Annotated in this window: 16 protein-coding genes; all 16 read right to left on the bottom strand. The window is 41.7% G+C overall.

The features are described from left to right. Positions 1 to 27: 27 nt before the first annotated feature. The 16 genes from GV030_RS02395 to GV030_RS02470 all read right to left on the bottom strand — a co-directional run bounded on the left by GV030_RS02395 (position 28) and on the right by GV030_RS02470 (position 17,567). On the bottom strand, positions 28 to 447 hold the full coding sequence (locus tag GV030_RS02395) for a hypothetical protein (protein WP_159579436.1): 420 nt from the start codon (positions 445 to 447) through the stop codon (positions 28 to 30). 230 nt (positions 448 to 677) lie between these two features. Then, positions 678 to 1,565 (bottom strand): cation diffusion facilitator family transporter, encoded by an 888-nt coding sequence (locus GV030_RS02400; protein ID WP_159579438.1) that lies wholly within the window; start codon positions 1,563 to 1,565, stop codon positions 678 to 680. Beyond that, positions 1,555 to 1,938: a DUF3703 domain-containing protein gene (locus GV030_RS02405; protein ID WP_159579440.1), complete on the bottom strand. Its 384-nt coding sequence runs from the start codon at positions 1,936 to 1,938 to the stop codon at positions 1,555 to 1,557. Before GV030_RS02405 ends, GV030_RS02400 begins: the two co-directional genes overlap by 11 nt. Before the next feature lie 18 nt (positions 1,939 to 1,956). Beyond that, entirely contained in the window at positions 1,957 to 2,604 is a 648-nt protein-coding gene (locus GV030_RS02410) for a cation transporter (protein WP_159579442.1), read from the bottom strand. Further along, entirely contained in the window at positions 2,582 to 3,781 is a 1,200-nt protein-coding gene (locus tag GV030_RS02415; protein ID WP_159579444.1) for an efflux RND transporter periplasmic adaptor subunit, read from the bottom strand. The genes GV030_RS02410 and GV030_RS02415 overlap by 23 nt, the downstream gene beginning before the upstream one ends. 12 nt (positions 3,782 to 3,793) lie before the next feature. Next, complete coding sequence (locus GV030_RS02420) at positions 3,794 to 8,170, bottom strand: CusA/CzcA family heavy metal efflux RND transporter (protein WP_159579446.1); 4,377 nt, start codon at positions 8,168 to 8,170, stop codon at positions 3,794 to 3,796. A 591-nt stretch (positions 8,171 to 8,761) separates the two neighbouring features. Next, positions 8,762 to 9,172, bottom strand: a complete 411-nt coding sequence (locus GV030_RS02425) for a Fur family transcriptional regulator (RefSeq protein ID WP_159579448.1) — start codon at positions 9,170 to 9,172, stop codon at positions 8,762 to 8,764. Beyond that, entirely contained in the window at positions 9,169 to 11,229 is a 2,061-nt protein-coding gene (locus tag GV030_RS02430) for a Piwi domain-containing protein (protein WP_159579450.1), read from the bottom strand. Before GV030_RS02430 ends, GV030_RS02425 begins: the two co-directional genes overlap by 4 nt. A 5-nt stretch (positions 11,230 to 11,234) precedes the next feature. Continuing rightward, complete coding sequence (locus GV030_RS02435; protein ID WP_159579452.1) at positions 11,235 to 11,528, bottom strand: helix-turn-helix domain-containing protein; 294 nt, start codon at positions 11,526 to 11,528, stop codon at positions 11,235 to 11,237. Between the two features lie 122 nt (positions 11,529 to 11,650). Then, positions 11,651 to 13,399: a DUF3987 domain-containing protein gene (locus tag GV030_RS02440; protein ID WP_159579454.1), complete on the bottom strand. Its 1,749-nt coding sequence runs from the start codon at positions 13,397 to 13,399 to the stop codon at positions 11,651 to 11,653. A gap of 3 nt (positions 13,400 to 13,402) precedes the next feature. Next, entirely contained in the window at positions 13,403 to 14,323 is a 921-nt protein-coding gene (locus GV030_RS02445) for a BT4734/BF3469 family protein (protein WP_159579456.1), read from the bottom strand. Next, positions 14,310 to 14,606 carry a helix-turn-helix domain-containing protein gene (locus GV030_RS02450; protein WP_159579458.1) on the bottom strand — a complete coding sequence of 99 codons (297 nt, stop codon included), beginning with the start codon at positions 14,604 to 14,606 and terminating at the stop codon, positions 14,310 to 14,312. Before GV030_RS02450 ends, GV030_RS02445 begins: the two co-directional genes overlap by 14 nt. After that, entirely contained in the window at positions 14,603 to 14,902 is a 300-nt protein-coding gene (locus GV030_RS02455; protein ID WP_159579460.1) for a helix-turn-helix domain-containing protein, read from the bottom strand. The genes GV030_RS02450 and GV030_RS02455 overlap by 4 nt, the downstream gene beginning before the upstream one ends. Positions 14,903 to 15,100: 198 nt before the next feature. Further along, positions 15,101 to 16,126 (bottom strand): DUF6617 family protein, encoded by a 1,026-nt coding sequence (locus GV030_RS02460; protein WP_159579462.1) that lies wholly within the window; start codon positions 16,124 to 16,126, stop codon positions 15,101 to 15,103. Next, positions 16,123 to 17,217 (bottom strand): site-specific integrase, encoded by a 1,095-nt coding sequence (locus tag GV030_RS02465; RefSeq protein ID WP_159579464.1) that lies wholly within the window; start codon positions 17,215 to 17,217, stop codon positions 16,123 to 16,125. The genes GV030_RS02460 and GV030_RS02465 overlap by 4 nt, the downstream gene beginning before the upstream one ends. Then, positions 17,214 to 17,567, bottom strand: a complete 354-nt coding sequence (locus GV030_RS02470; RefSeq protein ID WP_159579466.1) for a helix-turn-helix domain-containing protein — start codon at positions 17,565 to 17,567, stop codon at positions 17,214 to 17,216. Before GV030_RS02470 ends, GV030_RS02465 begins: the two co-directional genes overlap by 4 nt. Between the last annotated feature and the right edge of the window lie 181 nt (positions 17,568 to 17,748).

The raw sequence follows: 17,748 nt of genomic DNA on the forward strand, positions 1-17,748 counted from the left end.
AAGGAACATCAAAATGTAGTATATGGCTTAAATCAAAAACGTCTGAAAAAGGACTTGAATGTCCCTGTCAGGAATGGGGGGAGAATAATAGGTGTTATGAATAAAAGATTGATCAGCAAATAAAACAGGCTGAACAAACGAATGGATGAATGCAACTAAGAAAACAGGGTTAACTTCAATAGATGTGATTTGTACATCTGCATTTTCATCCAACTGCAATAACTGATGTTGATTTTCACAGCAAGGTTTCTGCTTTATTTGTTTCTCTTTGGATGGAATGGATTCGCACTCTCTATCCATGTCGGGCATACCACAATCAGGATTATGAAGCCCGATTGAAAAAGAGGTCTCCACCGCCTCACCACCACAAAAATGGGTGTTCATTGAAAATCCCACGCTGGAAACCAACATGAGTAAAGCGAGCGTTATGGATATTATTCTTTTCACTTACTTCAAAGATACGAAAATAAAGCGGTTGTTGTTTTATAGAATTATGCTACTCTTTTACAGAATTATGAAATAATATGATTTAGAATTGATAGGTTAATTGGGTAACGGGTAGATTGAAAACGTCCCCTAAACAAGCACATTTAATCTTCTTCTTATTCATGTTGCTTTTATGTTTTGAACGAACGCAATGAACTTACTGGAAGCACATGGATGTGGAATTGGTTTAGTTAATTATTGTAAGGTCTGTACTGATCATCATCCCAACCTTTCTCTACTTGCAAAGTGGTATGGGTGATCTCAAACATATCATGTAGCTTTTCTCTGATGTCATATAGTAGCTGGTCTTCACAGCCATATGGAATTACGAGATGGGCTGTCAAGGCTGTTTCCGTAGTACTCATAGCCCAGATATGCAGGTCGTGAACTTCTTCTACACATTCAATTTTTTCAAGAAAATGCTTGACCTCATTCAGGTCGATTTTTTCGGGAACTGCATCAATTGCTAATTTGACTGAGTCTGAAAGCAAGCCCCATGTGCCATACAAAATAACTCCTACGATTAGAAAACTAAGCACAGGGTCAACCCAAAATGCCCCTGTATATTTCATTACCAAACCACCAATGAGCACCGCTAGGGTTACACCCGCATCTGCGGCCATGTGCAAAAAAGCTCCCTTTATGTTCAGGTCATCCTGACCCTTTATAAACATTAGTGCGGTACCTGTATTGACTATTAGGCCAATGCTGGCTACAATGATGATGGTGTTTCCAGGAACTTCGATAGGGTTTTGAATCTTTTGAATGGCATCCCATAAAATAAAGCCTGAAGCAATGATAATGAGCAAGCCATTGAAAAGTGATGCCAGTATCGTGGATTTCCTGAGACCGTATGTATACTTTCCACTTGGTTTCTTTGTAGAAATCCAAATAGCAGCCCAGGCAAGGATTAAGCTAAATACATCGCTCATGTTATGTCCCGCATCTGCCAGTAATGCAGATGAATTGACTGCTAAGCCATAAAAGGCTTCTACTGCCACGTAGAGAGTATTTAACCCAATACCAATAGCAAAAGCTTTCCCATAATTTTTAGATGTATGATTGTGATTATGTCCCATAATTCTTTATTCCTGATTTTTTGAAAATAGATAGTAACTCATCTGAAATGGGTAGGGGCTTTAGTGGGGGAATGTTTGCACCACCAGTATTGCCAACCGGAATTTTACCAACGAATGATTTCACTCCTCCCACAAGAAGTCTTGGAATTTGCCCGAGGATTTCTTTACCACTTTTAATATGAATGCCAAAAAGGAGCATTTTCCAATGAACGTAGCTGTGATGCCAAGGATAGGTCTGCCCTAGAATGTGAGCACGTTCAAGATGATTCCAAGCATTTTCTAAATTTCCCTTGCTAAAATTTTCCCTGTAATGCTTTAACTCGGCATAGAAATAAGGTTTCAATTTTTCGGGCATCAGTGTATATAAACGCATTTTCTAATCAATTGAGGTTTAACAACAATTATCAGTACAGCTTAGTTGTTTGGTTTTCGCTTTTTCAAATGCTTCCTTTCCTTCTTTAAATGCATACCAGGCTATGCCAAGGCTTCCAATCGCATCTACATAAGGTATTTTGAATAATTCGTACAAAGTACTTGAGCCAAGCAATATGAAGGAAAGGTAAAAGCAAGTCCTGGTACAATTGGCATCTGAAATGATGGGTTCACTGCTCAGCTCTTTTCCAGCCTTCAATTTTTGCTTGTACAAAATGTACATGGTCAAAATTGAAATTATAGAAATGATCATTCCCACTAGGGTGGTTTCAGGATTTGATTGATAATAAATAGATAAACCTGCACCTATGATTAACCCTAGAACTAATAGGTAGAAGGCTGTGCCAGTGATTTTGAGTGCTGTCACTTCAAAATGATCTCTACTTTCAATAGGGGTCTTTTTCATTCGCACAACCATGTGGGCAATTCCAATACCTGAAAGGACTTCAACAAAACTGTCAACACCAAAACCAAACAGAGCCAGTGTTTCATCTTGTGAGCCAAAAAAGGTGGCTATACCACCTTCTACCAGATTGTAGAAGATGGTGATTAAGCTTAAAATAAAGGCTCTATTAAGCCATTTATTAGTGAAGGTGTCCTCCTTCATCTTCTGAATTTTTTGCTTTTGCCAATAATGTAAATGCACCTGATGTAACCAATTTCAGACTGCTGATCTCCAAAGATGTTTCCAAGAGACTAATTTGTGTGAAACCGTCTTCACTTGATCCTTTTTGCACCTCCAACATTTCAAAATCATGCATCTGTTGACCGTCTTCCGACCTTTCACCAGCATAGACAAAGACATAGTGCTTACCCCCAAACCTTACAATTGACTCATCAGGAGCGGCCCATGTTTTATTACTGTCGGTTTCAATTTTCGCAGCTATGTACATGCCGGGTTTCAAATCTGAATGCATCTTCTTCAAGTGCCCATGGACAGTTACAGAACGATCTTCCCTAACGCCACTGCCTATTAGGAATACCTCTGCCTCACGCCATTCATTAGGTGAATTTGCCAGGGCAAAACGGATGCGTTGGCCTTCTTTGATTCTTGGGACATCATTTTCATAAACGGTCAGTTCCACATGAAGATCGTCCGAATTGGTAATGTCCATGATGACATCCTGAGGATTGATGAATTTTCCTACATTGGTGTACACCTCTCGAATAGCTCCTGTTACAGGTGAATAAATATTGACGGAGGCTGAAACGTTACCTTCTTTGATTTTGGAAACACTGAAGCCAATCAGCTTCAATCTTGCTTCCATGCTTTTGATACGGGCTTCATTGGCCATATAGTCACTTTTTGCTTGCTGAAAAGACTTGCCGGAAGCCACCTTTTCATCATATAGCTCTTTCTGACGATCATATTCTGCTTTGAGAAATTCCTGACTAGCAAGGCTTTCAAGATAATCTTGTTGAAACTGAATAAATTCTGGGTTTTCAATCACGACCAATAATTGACCTTTTTTTACCATTGAACCCGGCAGCATCTCGGTGTTTTTCACAAAACCACCATAAGGCATGGTAATTGAAATATTACTTTGCGGGGGTACATCAATGATTCCATTGACACGGAGTTCTGAGCCAATAACCCGCTGTTCAAAGGTTCCTACGACTATGCTTGCCTGCTCAAATTGTGCCTGAGTAAGTTCTACAGTATTATCACCTTCTTCGTGGTGTTCCTCCGTTGTTCTTTCATTTTTAGAACTACAGGAAGTAATGGCCAATCCGATAAGAACAACCATTGAGATTCTGTTGAAATATGTTATTATATTTTTCATTGTTGATTTCTTTTATTGAATGCCTGAAATGAATTCGATTTCGATATTGGTCTGGTTATATTGGTTGAGGATGTCCAAGTAGTTAAACCGAACAGATAGTGACCGATTGAGTCCCTGTACGTATTCCACATAACCTATTTCACCACTTTCAAATCCTTTTTGGGCTTGTTTTAGAATAAGTTCAGCTTGTGGTAAGGCATTTTGCTCGTAATAATCAAGGCTGGCCTGAAATTTTTGGTATTGTTGAATCAGAGATTTTAACCTGCCTTGCAATTCGTTAGTTATAGCTTCCAATTGTGCCTCGGCTTCCTGCTTTTTGAGTTCAGTTGCTTTTATCACCGAACCTTGGGATTTTGCTCCAAATAAAGGAATAGCTACGCCTACCTGAAAGCCCGTGAAACGGTCGCTAGATGTATAGGTCACTGGATTGCCGTCTATATCCTGATTTGGTCCATTGAGCGATTGGTTAAAATAACCTACCGTGAGGTCAGGTAGTAGCCGGGATTTCTCCACTGATTTTTCTCTTTCGGCCACTTTCATTTGCTGGCGAAACCACGCCAGGGTAGGGTTATTGGTAATCCCTTGTGAATCTAACAGAGCAGTACTTTGCCGTACTTCAAGCTTGCCTGCCATTATGTCCAATGAGCCCTCAATGTTTAAGAGGGTTTGTAGCTGAGTTTGGTAAATCTCTATGTCGGCCAGATTTTGTTGTAACATGGCTTTAATCTCAGCTACCTGCGATTCGGCTGTTGCTTTTTCGAGTAGGTTGCTTTCTCCGGTTTCATAGCGAAGGCTGGCTGCTCTTACAAAGCGTTGATAAATGCTGTCCTGCTCTATCAATAATTGCCTTTTGTTTTTCTCCAGCCACAGGAAATACCAGGTAGCCTTCACCTGTCGCACCAATTCGTTTTGGGTAGCTGTCTTTTGCCACTCACTTGCTTCCACCTGAGCATTTGCCAATTTGCTTTGGTTGGCATAAACGGTAGGGAATGCAATGGATTGTGAAATATTGAACTGGTTGTCATTATTGTAGATACTGTTGTACTGGCCGTGGGTAAGGCTGAAATTTGTCTTGGGTAGGTTCCAACTTGCACCTCTTAAAGACCTTTCTTGCTGGGTTTGTAAATCTGCTGCTTTAAGCCCGGGATTGTTTTGAATGGCCGTATTTATAGCCTCATCCAGCGATTGGTAGATTTTTTGAGACTCCTGCGCCTTTGCTTCAGGAAACTGGAAGAATAACACACCAATGAATAACAATAGAGCTACCGTTCCTGGTTTTACTTTTATCCCTCTTTCAAAATAATAGTAAAGGATGGGCAGTACGACCAATGTTAAAAAGGTGGCTGTAATCAAGCCCCCAATTACAACAGTAGCCAACGGCCGTTGCACTTCGGCACCACCTGATTGAGAGAGGGCCATAGGTAAAAAACCAAGGGAAGCCACGGCAGCAGTCATAATCACTGGACGGAGACGCACGCTCGTACCTTTGTAAATCCTTTCAAAAATATCTGTAATTCCTTCTTTTTTGAGGTGGTTGAACTCGCTGATCAGTACAATTCCATTCAATACTGCTACTCCGAACAATGCAATGAATCCAACGCCTGCTGATATACTAAAAGGCATATCTCTAAGCCAAAGGGCGAAAATGCCTCCAATCGCAGAAAGTGGAATAGCCGTAAAAATCAAGATGCCCTGCTTAATTGAACCAAAAGTGAAATAGAGTAAAACAAAAATGAGTAGAAGAGCCAACGGAACGGCAATGGCAAGCCTTTCACGAGCTTCCACGAGGTTTTCAAACTGGCCACCATAAGAAACTGTGTAGCCAGGAGCCAATACCACTGACTGATCAATTTTCTGCTGAAGTTCTGTTACTATGCTTTCTACATCCCGGTTGCGCACATTAAAGGCTACTATGATCCTCCTTCGTGTATCGTCCCGTTGGATTTGGTATGGGCCTTCTTTGATCTCTACATCAGCGACCTGATACAGTGGTATTTGATGACCATCCTTTCGGGCAATGTATAAGTTACGAACCGACTCAACATCCTCCCGGTTGGTTTTATCCAATCTAACCACCAGATCAAAACGTCTTTCGTTTTCATATACCAATCCGGCAGATGCCCCCGCAAAAGCGGCTTGCACCGAGCGGTTAACGTCACGGATGGTCAGGCCAAATTTAGCCAGCTGTGCCCGTTTATAGTTAATTACGATCTGTGGTACTCCCGTCACTTCCTCTATATAGAGATCAACGGCTCCTTCTACACCAGATACCAGTTTTCCAATCTGCCTTGCATATTCAGAAAGTTCATCGAGGTTTTCTCCGTAAATTTTTACGGCCACATCCTGTCGAACCCCAGTCATCAGTTCGTTGAACCGCATCTGAATGGGCTGCTGAAAGCCAAAAGTTACCCCAGGTATTACCTCCAAAGCTTCGGCCATTTTATTAGCCAGTTCTTCGCGGTTAGAGGCGGTAACCCATTCCTCCTTATCCTTTAAAATAATCATCAAATCTGCTGCTTCCACAGGCATAGGATCGGTGGGGATTTCCCCAGCACCGATTTTAGAAACTACCTGAGTTACTTCGGGGAATTTTTCCAATAAGATTTTTTCTGCCTGGGTAGTTGCTTTTATGGTGTTTTGGAGAGAGCTTCCTGTGATTACCCTTGTTTCCACGGCAAAATCACCTTCTTCTAAGGTAGGTACAAATTCACCACCCATATTGGAAAACACCCATAAGGATATGCCAAACAATCCTAGAGCAAAGGCAATCATCAATGGCCGTTTGTGCATTGCCCAACGGATTGTAGGGTCGTACAATCTATGAAAGAAAGTCATGATCTTATCTGAAATATTGGGTTTGTATTCGGTCTTCTTGCTCAAAACCAATGCAGACATCATCGGCACATAAGTAAGCGAAAGGATAAAAGCGCCCAGAATAGCAAAGCTCACTGTCTGTGCCATAGGGCCAAACATTTTCCCCTCAATCCCTACTAAAGCAAGGATGGGTAGATACACGATGAGAATAATGATCTCCCCAAATGCTGCTGAATTTCTGATTTTGCTGGCTGAATGATAGACCTCTTTGTCCATTTCCTGCTGGGTCAATTTCCTTCCTAGCTTCAGTAAACCCAAATGGTGCAGGGTGGCTTCTACTATAATCACCGCTCCATCCACTATTAAGCCAAAGTCAATGGCTCCCAAACTCATCAGGTTGCCTGATACACCAAAAAGGTTCATCATGCCAAAGGCAAAAATGAGTGCAAGGGGAATGACCGATGCTACGATTAAACCTGCACGGAGATTTCCAAGAAGAAGCAATAAAACAAAAATCACGATCAAGGCTCCCTCTGCCAGATTTTTGCTTACTGTGCCTATGGCTGTATCGACCAGTTTGGTGCGATCAAGAAACGGTTCGATAGTAACGCCCTCAGGCAGTGTTTTGCGGATCTCTGCAATTCGGTTTTTTACATTTTCTATAACTTCTGCGGAATTTTCACCTTTCAGCATCATCACAATAGCACTGACCACTTCGCCTTCACCATTACGGGTGGTAGCACCATACCTTACAGCACTTCCCAATTGGACTTTGGCTACATCATTGATAAGGACAGGGATTCCATTTTCATTGTTTTTGATGAGCATATTTCGGATGTCGTCCAGACTGCTCACCAGGCCTTCACTTCTGATAAAATAGGCACTAAGATTTTTCTCGATGTAGGCTCCCCCTGTGTTTTCATTGTTTTCTTCCAATGCTTGAAAAATGTCGGCAATGGAGATGTTCATGGCTTTGAGTCTGTCGGGATCAATGGCAATCTCATATTGTTTGAGATAGCCACCGAAGCTGCTCACATCTGCCACTCCGGGAGTACCCAATAATTGCCTTCTGACAATCCAGTCCTGAATGGTGCGTAGTTCACGGGCATCATATTTATCTTCATAGCCCGGTTTAGTTCCTACCACATACTGATAGATTTCTCCCAGCCCGGTTGTAATTGGTGCCATCCCAGGCTGGCCGACTCCCGGTGGGATTTGTGCCTGTACATCGGTCAGGCGTTCACTTACCTGTTGCCGTGCCCAGTATACATCTACATCTTCCTTAAACACAATGGTAATCACTGATAAGCCAAAGCGGGAGAAAGAGCGTATCTCGTCTATCTCTGGTATGGTGGCCATGGTGATTTCGATTGGAAAAGTGATTAAGCGTTCCACCTCCTCAGCTGCCAAAGATGGAGAAGAGGTGATGATCTGTACCTGATTATTTGTAATATCCGGTACGGCATCAATGGGAAGCCTCATTAGTGAATAGCCTCCCCAAATGACCAGACTCAGTGTAAGCAGGCCGATGATCAACTTGTTTTTGACTGAAAAATGAATGATTTTATCTAGCATTTATTCCGTATTTTATTTCCTGATTTAATGAATTGAAAGGGGCATATATATCCCACATCGGGGATACCAGACGGCACGGCAAAATGTATTTAAGTCATTGCCTTTGGCAATAATTTAAAGATTGATTTCTGTGGGTGTCTGGAAAAATCAGGCCTTGGGAGGCTGGAAAGGAGATTCACAGTACTCAGAGCAAAGAGAAAAGCTATAAGTAGAAACTTTAACTTGGTTGGTAAGGCAGAAATTTTCTATTTCAGGAAAATACTGAAAAAGGGTCATAAATACGGGCCCATGACAGCACTGATGCTGGCCATGAAAGGGTAGGTCATCATCTTTGTCATGGTCATGATGCCCCGAACTATTTTCATCGTGGTGTACATAATCTTCAACCAAAAACTCTAAAAATGTGTCACCACCCTTTGCCTTGTGTTCTTCAAAGTGCGAGAAAAGGTCAGGTAGTTTTTTCAACTCGCAGCACATGTCCAAATTGGGGGACATAACCTGCAAGATGAAAATCAATGAGAATGATATGTGTACTATAAGCTTCACTTGCTACAAATGTATTGATTTAGGAATGCAACCTGTTTGCAAAGTTTAGGTACAATTTGCACAAGTGCCTTTGTACACCATGCTGGCACTGGCGGCTTTGAATCCTGAAGGAATAACAGTTTGAGGTATTTTGGATTGTGTCAGGCAGTATGTCTCGCCACACGTTATGCAATGAAAGTGGATATGCTGGTCCTGTGGTTCACATTCGCATCCTTCTTCACAGAGTGCATATTTAACAGAACCTGTACCGTCATCAATGCTATGGATCAGCTTCTTGTCTTCAAAGGTTTTGAGTGTTCTATAAAGTGTTGCCTTATCCGCTTGCTCGAATTTTGCGTCTAGATCACTCAAACTGATGGCTGCACCAGATTCTACCAATTTTCTAAGCACTAATAGGCGCATTGTGGTTGGCTTAATTTTTCGATCTTCTAGTTTATTTTCTAAATTTTCTTTCATAAAAACCACAAATTGTTCTTGCCGTAAGGCGGTATTTCTTCACCTACGAAATGAGGGGCGATTTGAGCCACCATTTCGGGGTATTTGATTGTTACTGGTAAGTTCTGTTGCCTGATTGATTTCCAATACATTCTACTGAACTGATACACCTGATCTATCAACTCTCTGACTACTCGTATTTCTTGAAGCAATTCAGGTTGGGTACATTTCAGTTTGAGCTTGATAGGAAAAGGGAAGCCATCTGCCTTACTGTAATTCACTCCGTTGTATCGAGTGTTGTTGAAAAGAAGGTATTTCGCTTCTCCTATCTTAATGAATGTGCCGCTTGGCGGCATCAATTCATTCCAAGAGTTGTCGAAGGCAACTATATCTTCTGATTCGGTTTTGTTGATAGCAATTATGAATACCGGAATCGAAAGATTCAGGTTTTCCAATGCTTCCTGAATGGGTTCCAGTTCCTTCTCGCTCATGGTCTTGTAGAAGTGAATAATGAGCCTGTCAGGGTCTTCATTCACTGTGGCGTATTCCTTTATGGAACTGGCTATTGAACCCGCCAAAACATCCAATTCATCTTTTAGGAAATATTCAAAGCGATTGAACTTTCCATTGTTGCCGAAACTGAATGCACTACCGATATATTGTACACCTTCATCGACATGCTTGAAAGCTCCTACACCAACTACTAATTCGTTTTTATGGGGGGTGTTCAAACGCCAGGGAATACCATCTAATTTGGCCAACATTGCAACTGCAATGTTTGGCAAGCTGTAGACCCATCCTTCACCTTGCTCACGCATTTTGTTGGAATCAATTACCTGAGAAGTAATGTTGCGTTTCAACAAGACTTCTTTGAGTTGGTAATAGATTTCTCGTTTCTCCTTGTCGTACTCGAATTTGCCGTATGGAGTAACATAAACAGCTATGTACTTTACTTCCGGGTTTATGACTCGGTTTGATAGTTCTCTTTCGATTTCAGGAATAGGGTTTTCCTTGTCCTTAAAAACAATGCTGAATCCCTTCTCTGTATGGAACAGTAATCTGGCATAGTCATACATTCCCTTGAACCATTTGTAGCCTTTCCTGAAATACTCTTCAATCTTCACGGCCATGTCCTTATCATCTTCATGCAGGATAAAGAACAAATGGATGTTTGAGTAGGGGCTTGGTTTGAATGGCTTATGGTCTCTCAGTGCGAACTTGGGAACTTCACTTGCATTGTTGCCACCAAAGAGTAATTGATTGCTCTCAGGTGTAGTGGTGTCAATACGAGTTATCGGAACATCCATAAAGCCTCCACTGTGCAAAGGGATTAGCTCTCTGAATTTAGGAGTATCGATAAACTTTTTATAAAATGCCTGAATATGTGTGAGGTACTTTGGATAACGATTGTCTCGGGGCGGGGCTTCCGCAGAAATGCCCAACGCACCTTCCAAGTCTTTGTTCAGTACCGGAAAGCAATTGTCATAGTCCGGTTCTTCTTCATTTTGAATCCAATCCCATCTTTTGATTTGATTGGCATTGATAACCCAATTGAAGCATGTAGGACTTACTTGATGGATTAGTTCCGCTGCACTTTGCTTAGAGACTTTTGACTGACCATCATAGGATAGCAGTATTTCAGGAAACTTGCTAACGGTATTCAGTTGGACTTTGAGCGAGAAACGCTCATATATCCACCATTGAGAGGTTTCATTTTTTCGAGACTTTAACCATACCTGGTTCTCCTTCACAAAGCCAACCTTTACTATTTGTTTTTGAATGGAGCGGAAATAGAAATTGATTTGGCGGTTGTAGTATCTCCTTATCAGGTCGGGATTCTCGGTCTTAAAATCTATCTGCAAAGGCTGGAAGCCTTCAGTCTCGCCTGTGAATGTGGTATAAAGCTCGTTGGTGCTATTTCTAACAACATTGGGAAACAAACTCTCTGCTTCATTTGGAAATAGCGTGAAGTGTAGCTTTTGGCTTTTTCCGTTGTCCTGATCTGAAAAGTAAAAAGTGATTGGAGCTTTCGGCCAATCGAATGTCAGAATATTAAAGAATAGTGAGTTTTTTCCCATAGCGTTTATTTTCCTTTATTCTTTTTGAGTGTTGTCGCAGCATTTTGTAATGCCTCCAAGGCTACTTCCTCACTGCTAACAATGTCTAATATTTGATCAGAAAGCCACAGTGAAAGGAGTTGGTTAACATCAAAATCCAATAGTTCTGCAAGTTGAACAACATGCTCACGCTTTGCCCTTCTGTCTCCACGCTCAATCTTGCTAAACATAGGGGTGTCTATTTCCAAACTTGCTGCAAGTTGTCTTTGTAATAATCCTCTTTTTTCACGTAGCTGTTTGATTTGCTCACCAAAATGCATGACCTTTCAATTTATGACTTGTCAATATTTGACTAATATAAGAAAATAAAGGGATAATAAAGGCAAAGATTTGGAAGTGAGTTACTTCAGGGTTTTAAGGAAACCGAGGAAGCCAAGGACGGTCAGTCCTTAGCATCCTTAAAATCCTGAACTTCCTGACTATTCAGGTTTATGTAGTGGTCTTGCTTCTCTCTGTGTATTAGGCCACTTTTACCAAACTCAGTGATATAACCTTCTGCTGTCTTATCAGGAATATTCATTTGCTTGGCTACTTCCAGGTACTTCTGCCTGTTGAACTCTTGGGGCAGGGCATCTAAGAACTTTTGTTTCCTATTCTTACGAGGGCTTGGTTTCACATCTTCCGGCAATTCAGTAAACACTTTGGCTGAATGCTTGACTAACACCCTAACCATAGCAAGTGCAGTTTGAAAGTCTCGTTCTTCACAAATGATTTGAGTACTTGTATCGCCTGTTTCCAATATCCGCAAAGCGGAAAGAATCATGCTGATACGAAAGGCAATCAATCCTAATCTGCGAATGGTTGCCATGTAGTCAATGCCCTGCAAGGTCATGTAATGGTCTTGCACCTGGGCAAAGAACCCATTGAACTGTGCTTGCTGGTCTGCCGTAAGGCAGAACTGCATTTCAGGACTTGCCTTCAATACTTTAAAGAGTTCGTAGAACTCAGCTCCTAAAGTGTCAAAATACTCATCCAAGCCCTGAGAAGTGGTGTCTGCAAAGACATCTTTCCAAGTTGGACGTACATTCATAAAGTAGAAAATGAATCGGCTGAATAAGCCGTTTTCAGCATTAGGAATGAGAGCCGAAACTTGTTTTGGCGTTCCTGAAAGCACTGCCGAAAGGCAGGGGTTTTCAATATCCACATACTCACGGTCAGTTCTTCGATAGTAACTGATTGTTTCATGGTGGAATGCTTTCCTGAATCCATCAGAATAGTTGCCATAATCGGATTTGAAGGCATGAGCTAATGTGTCGCCTTCTGTCTCGAAAATCAATCCTTTGCCATCACTATCACCCAAAAGCTGATAGGCTCCAGTAGAGCTATTGTTGGCCGGAATGAACAGCATCTTTTCAGGTGGCTTGCCGGGTTTTTCAACTCCTTCTTCTTTGCCTTTCTTGGTATTGTAATCAGCCATTTCCAATTCATGCTGTTGCTTTAGCAACTTGGCTTGTTCTCTCAGCTCCTTATGGATAGGGTTGACCAATTGGCGGCAATGTACCAAGCGGCCTTTACCTGCGGAGGCTTGGGCTGTAATAAACAGAAACATATTGGAATAGACTTTTCTACCATCATAGATTCCGAATAGTTTGGGCAAACATGCACTGATTGAAACCAAAGAGCCTAAGAGCAACAGATCCTTTTCTTCATTGGATGTGACAACACTTACCACCTTTTGAAGAAAGTCAGGAAGTTCAGGAAATAAAGAATCTGGAAGATTCGGCATTTCCTGTTTGGTAGGTTGGCTGGTTGTCTTTGGCTTGGAAATTTGAACTCCAGCTTGCTTTGCATGGTAGAAAAAGGTTTTCAGGGAAACGCCCTGACCTTTTGCTTTGAGGCAGTTGTCAAACTGCCGATCACATTCGGAAGCTGAATAATCAGGATAGAAGCGACTGATTCTATGGAAGTAGTCACGGCCTGATTCTCCAAATTCATCAGCAAAGGCAAAGCCGATATTCCGCCAATCGCTGTAAGCGGTGGTAATATCTATCTGGTTCGCTTCAATTTGCTGAATGATAGTTTCTACTTCTGATTCGTTGCTGTTGCTCAATGGTTGAGCTTGCTCTGTATTTATCGATTGTTGGGCAGGATTCTCCATCCATTCCAACGGATTAAACGTTTTCTTTTCCATAACCTACAGGTATTTGGGATTAATGAATGCTTGCGGGTCGTGAGGCAGGAAACATGCTCTGGAAATGTCTTTGCCTGACTGATCTACTTCCAGCTTGTAAGTGTGCTGAATGTAGTTTGCTACCGCTTTAAAATAGTCCTGGTGTTTTGCCTTTGTAAGCTCTATTGGAATTACCCATTTCAACCCATCACCTGAAGGAGATACAAACAGTAGCTCCGTTTCAAAGTACTGGTCTTTGAGTAATTCCGCTTTCAATCCAGATAGGTCGCTTACATGGTCAAAATCAATTGTAAGAAGCCCTGAATGCTTTCTAAGGTGTTTATCATTTCGTTGTGAGAAAGTGCCTGAGAAGGTCACGTAATCGAAATTGAACGCCTTGTACTTACGGGCTTCCTTGACATCCTGAATGCTGCGAAGTGTACTTGTACACGTAGCAAATGAATCTCCCTTGATAATCGAATAGGCTTCTACCAAATCAATATCTCTTGTTGGATTGATATTGGTAACTGGCTTGGTGTAGAAGCTGAAAAGCGGAGCTTTTAGCTTCACATGCACAGGAGCAACCACTTGTGGTTGTGACTCTTCCTGAGTGTAAAAGCCATTTTTATGACCTATGCGCAAATGCAATTCTTCATTCAGCTTTTCATTGAGTTCCTGACCCGATAAGCCAAAATGCAATGAGGCGAAATCAAAGACATTGCCTTGTGCAATGGCTTCTTCTGTGTCGGTGTGCGTAGCACATCCGTCAACTACCTTCACAATCAATGTGGGCTTGTCCGCATTGAAAGGGTTCTTGGTGGGTTTACAGTCCCTTCCCGAAAGGGAAAGGACTGTTTCACCTTGATAGTATTGGCGCAACACATAGGCATAGATATTCAGGCCGTAGTGCGTCTTGTGTAAAATGGCTTCTCTACTTATTTCCATGACCTGTGGATTTTGAAGGTTGGTAATTGGCTTCCAACATCTTTTCAATGTCAGAGAGCTTGTAGAAGAATTTGCCATTTACACGGCTGTATGGTAGTGTTCCATTGTCCCGAAGGGTCTGCAAGGTTCGCTTGCTGATATGGAGCGACTGCATTACATCTTGTCCATCAATCCACGATTCATTGAATCTCTCCAGTCGTGTCTTTTGGTATTGCTGCAAGTATGCCTTTATGGTCTTAATCTCCTGAGAGAGCTTCAGGATTAAATCAATAATCTCTGTCATAGCTTCACTCTCCCTTTTTTGATTAAGTAATCGGCAGCTCGCTGATCGATTTCATCCTGCGTGGAATTGCGGTTGCGAAGCAACCACTGGTCTAATTCAGCACGGTTGAAATAGAGCTTTTTCCCGTTGGGTTTGTAGTATGGAATACTACCCGCACTCGTCAACTTATACAGGTGCGATTGCGACAATTCAAGGTACTGACATGCTTCATTGAAGTTCAGTACGTTTTTGAGAATCAGGTTTTGATCTAAAACATGCTTCTCGATAATTTTGAGACGTTCTAATATTTCGTCCATTTTCTTAATTATTAGAGAATTAGAAATGGACATCTGGCCAAATGTCATCCTTGATTATCAAGGACTTGACAAAGTTCCGTAGAAGGGTTTGGTAGCCTTAGAAATGGAAATTTCATTCCTTGTAAGTGGTTGATTTACAAGGGTTATTGAAAAAGAGTGGAAATTTGAATTGGTAAATTGACGGCAAATTACCGCAATTCAACAATTGGGTAATTGGGTAAGCCAGAACTGAGTATCTACATAATCCGCTACAGCATCAGGGTCATTCCGATAAGTTCTGAATTGCTTGTCAATATCAGTAGCGTAGCGGTGATCTAAGAACTTGCGAATAGCTACATCCTTGATTTCCTTGTTTCCCGGAAACTGCCTTTTGTTGAAGTAGCCTTTATTGATTAAGTGGAGGTAGATGCATGCCAGTTCGTTCTTGGCTCCATGCTTATTTGTGAAGTTGTAGTCAGCATCAATGTAACCGTACTCATGCAGCTTGCTCTCAAAACTGCCAAAGCGATTAGGGTTTTTGATAATGGTACTGAAAGTCAAAATGCCTTTCTTTTCAGGGCGAACATCATTTGATATGGGCTGAAATGTGGAGGTTTCAACCGAATCAGGTTTGATAGGTGCAGCTTTGGCCAGTGGTTTTTTGGTTGCTTCAACGATTACACTTGGTTGAGGTGCTGTTTGCTCAAAGTAGGTGTAATAGATTTCTTCTTCGGTTAGCGGATCTTGCTTTAGCAAACTTGGGTAGGCTTCCTGAATCTCCATGTACAACCTAACCAATTCATGTTTTAGGTAATGAATGATAAAGGATTCATCAGCCAAGACTTTGTCCTGGCTGGATAATCCTGTCTTGGGTTGGTATTGCTCTTCTTGGTACTGGCGTTCAATTAATACCTGAGCAAGCTCTTTGAGTTTTTGTGGTAATGTTCTGGTCAAAGCCCAATGAACATGGTATTTCTTTTCGTTATCGTTGACAGCTTCTTCAACTGCTTTGTGGAGGTTGTTGAGAAAGCGGATTGCTTCATGGTCAATGAGTGAGGTGTAGTATTTCCGCTTGTTGGATAGGGGATTGAGAAAAGAAAGTTCAAAGCTCGGTTGTACTTGATAATAGGTCTTTTCAAGGTCGTTTAAATCCTGTTTAAACTTCATTTCAGAAACATTGCTAATCATCCAAGGCCGAAGGTCGAGGAATAGAATGCGGTTGTATATGTCTAATTCGGTGCTCATAAATCCAACTTGATTTTGTTAGCTGCTTCTTTCTTCTTGTCGTCAATGATCTTGGCATAGACCTGAGTGGTTTTCAACTCCCTGTGGCCAAGCAATTTTGAGACCGTGTATATGTCAGTTCCTGCGGTAAGCTGTAAGGTGGCATAGGTGTGACGGGCGCAATGGAAGGTTATCGTCTTGGTAATACCAGCTCTCATTACCCATTGTTGTAATTTGAGATTATGCCAGGCAGAGTATTTCAATCCCTTAAACACTCGCTCGTCTTTGTCTTGGCGTTCGCCAAGCAAACCGAAGGCTTGCTCTGAGATAGGCAGTGTTTCCGCTCCTTTGGTTTTCTTCTGTCTGAAACGAATGTAGTAGCCCATATCATTTGAGTGTTGCACTTCGGACCATAGAAGCTTATTTATATCTGACCAACGAAGGCCAGTAAGGCATGAGAAAATGAAAGCGGTTTTTAGCTGAGGTATTTCACATTCAGCTTTAACAACTGCTTGCAGCTCTTCCAGTGTTAAAAACTCTCTTTCCGGTTCTCCTTGCTTGAATGCTTCAACTCCTTCTGCTGGATTGTGTGGAATGATACCATCCTTCACCGCTTGCTTTAGTGCAGCTCTTAGTTTGTTGAAATAGGAGTACTTGGAGTTTTGAGAAAGTTTCTGGATTCCATGTCCGGTGGCTTTCTTGTCAAGGTATTCTTTGAAGTCCTGGACAAACTCACGATTCACGAACTCAAAGGAAATATCCTGTGGTATAAATGCCTTCATGTGCTTGATCATACTATCCCAATTTCCGTAGTTGCCCGGACTGTCTTTGCGTTTATTGGCAAGCAATTCAAGGTAGGCGGTGAAACTACCTTTCAGCTTCTCATTGTCACGGAATCCATAAACACCGTTTTGGATTTCGATTTGTCGCTGTGCTCTTATGGTCTCAGCCAGTTGGAGCGTTTTCTTGTTGACTTCCTTTTGCTCTTTGGTTTTGGCGTTAGGGTCGAGGTAGAGTTTTAGGTACTCCGTTTTGCGTTTCCCTTGGTGATAGTAGTCCAGGTATAAACTGGTCTGGCCACCTTGATTGCGTTTTCTTAGTGTAACCTTCATGCTTGAAACAGTTTTTCGATTTCAGTTCTCTTGATAATGGTACGTCTCCCGATTTTGGCAGCATTGATAGTACCGCTCTTTATCTGGCGGTAAAGGGTCATTCTACTTGCTCCAAGTAGTTCACAGGTTTCGGATATGCTGAGAAAATCCTTGTCCTGTAGCTTTTGCTGATTGTGTTGGGATTTCTGAGAAGCAACTGAGGGAATTTCCTGAACCTTCTTTTCTCTCTGCCTTTTCTTGTAGGCTCGTTTGGCACATAGATCACCACAAAATTGGGTCACTGTGGTCTTGGCAATGAACTCATTGCCGCAGTGCTGACAGATTTTAGGAACTCGAATGTTGCTGCTCATGACGTTTCTTTAAAAGGGGAGAAAATGTATCAGTACGTATCTGATTGTATCAGTTTGTATCTGTATGTAACATAATCTCTCCGGTGCTCTGTAAATCTGTTGCTAACAACAAAAATTGTTTCTATAGCAACAAATTAGAAACGAAATATACGAAAATAAGGGAAGATTAGCAACAAATAAA

Origin of the sequence: Marinoscillum sp. 108 (assembly GCF_902506655.1) — a bacterium.
In the GTDB taxonomy this organism is placed as follows: Bacteria; Bacteroidota; Bacteroidia; order Cytophagales; family Cyclobacteriaceae; genus Marinoscillum; species Marinoscillum luteum.

Coding starts and splice junctions, on each gene's coding strand:
- GV030_RS02400 (WP_159579438.1), bottom strand. CDS start 1,565: ATGGGACATAATCACAATCATACATCTAAAAATTATGGGAAAGCTTTT.
- GV030_RS02405 (WP_159579440.1), bottom strand. CDS start 1,938: ATGCGTTTATATACACTGATGCCCGAAAAATTGAAACCTTATTTCTAT.
- GV030_RS02410 (WP_159579442.1), bottom strand. CDS start 2,604: ATGAAGGAGGACACCTTCACTAATAAATGGCTTAATAGAGCCTTTATT.
- GV030_RS02415 (WP_159579444.1), bottom strand. CDS start 3,781: ATGAAAAATATAATAACATATTTCAACAGAATCTCAATGGTTGTTCTT.
- GV030_RS02420 (WP_159579446.1), bottom strand. CDS start 8,170: ATGCTAGATAAAATCATTCATTTTTCAGTCAAAAACAAGTTGATCATC.
- GV030_RS02425 (WP_159579448.1), bottom strand. CDS start 9,172: ATGAAAGAAAATTTAGAAAATAAACTAGAAGATCGAAAAATTAAGCCA.
- GV030_RS02430 (WP_159579450.1), bottom strand. CDS start 11,229: ATGGGAAAAAACTCACTATTCTTTAATATTCTGACATTCGATTGGCCG.
- GV030_RS02435 (WP_159579452.1), bottom strand. CDS start 11,528: ATGCATTTTGGTGAGCAAATCAAACAGCTACGTGAAAAAAGAGGATTA.
- GV030_RS02440 (WP_159579454.1), bottom strand. CDS start 13,399: ATGGAAAAGAAAACGTTTAATCCGTTGGAATGGATGGAGAATCCTGCC.
- GV030_RS02445 (WP_159579456.1), bottom strand. CDS start 14,323: ATGGAAATAAGTAGAGAAGCCATTTTACACAAGACGCACTACGGCCTG.
- GV030_RS02450 (WP_159579458.1), bottom strand. CDS start 14,606: ATGACAGAGATTATTGATTTAATCCTGAAGCTCTCTCAGGAGATTAAG.
- GV030_RS02455 (WP_159579460.1), bottom strand. CDS start 14,902: ATGGACGAAATATTAGAACGTCTCAAAATTATCGAGAAGCATGTTTTA.
- GV030_RS02460 (WP_159579462.1), bottom strand. CDS start 16,126: ATGAGCACCGAATTAGACATATACAACCGCATTCTATTCCTCGACCTT.
- GV030_RS02465 (WP_159579464.1), bottom strand. CDS start 17,217: ATGAAGGTTACACTAAGAAAACGCAATCAAGGTGGCCAGACCAGTTTA.
- GV030_RS02470 (WP_159579466.1), bottom strand. CDS start 17,567: ATGAGCAGCAACATTCGAGTTCCTAAAATCTGTCAGCACTGCGGCAAT.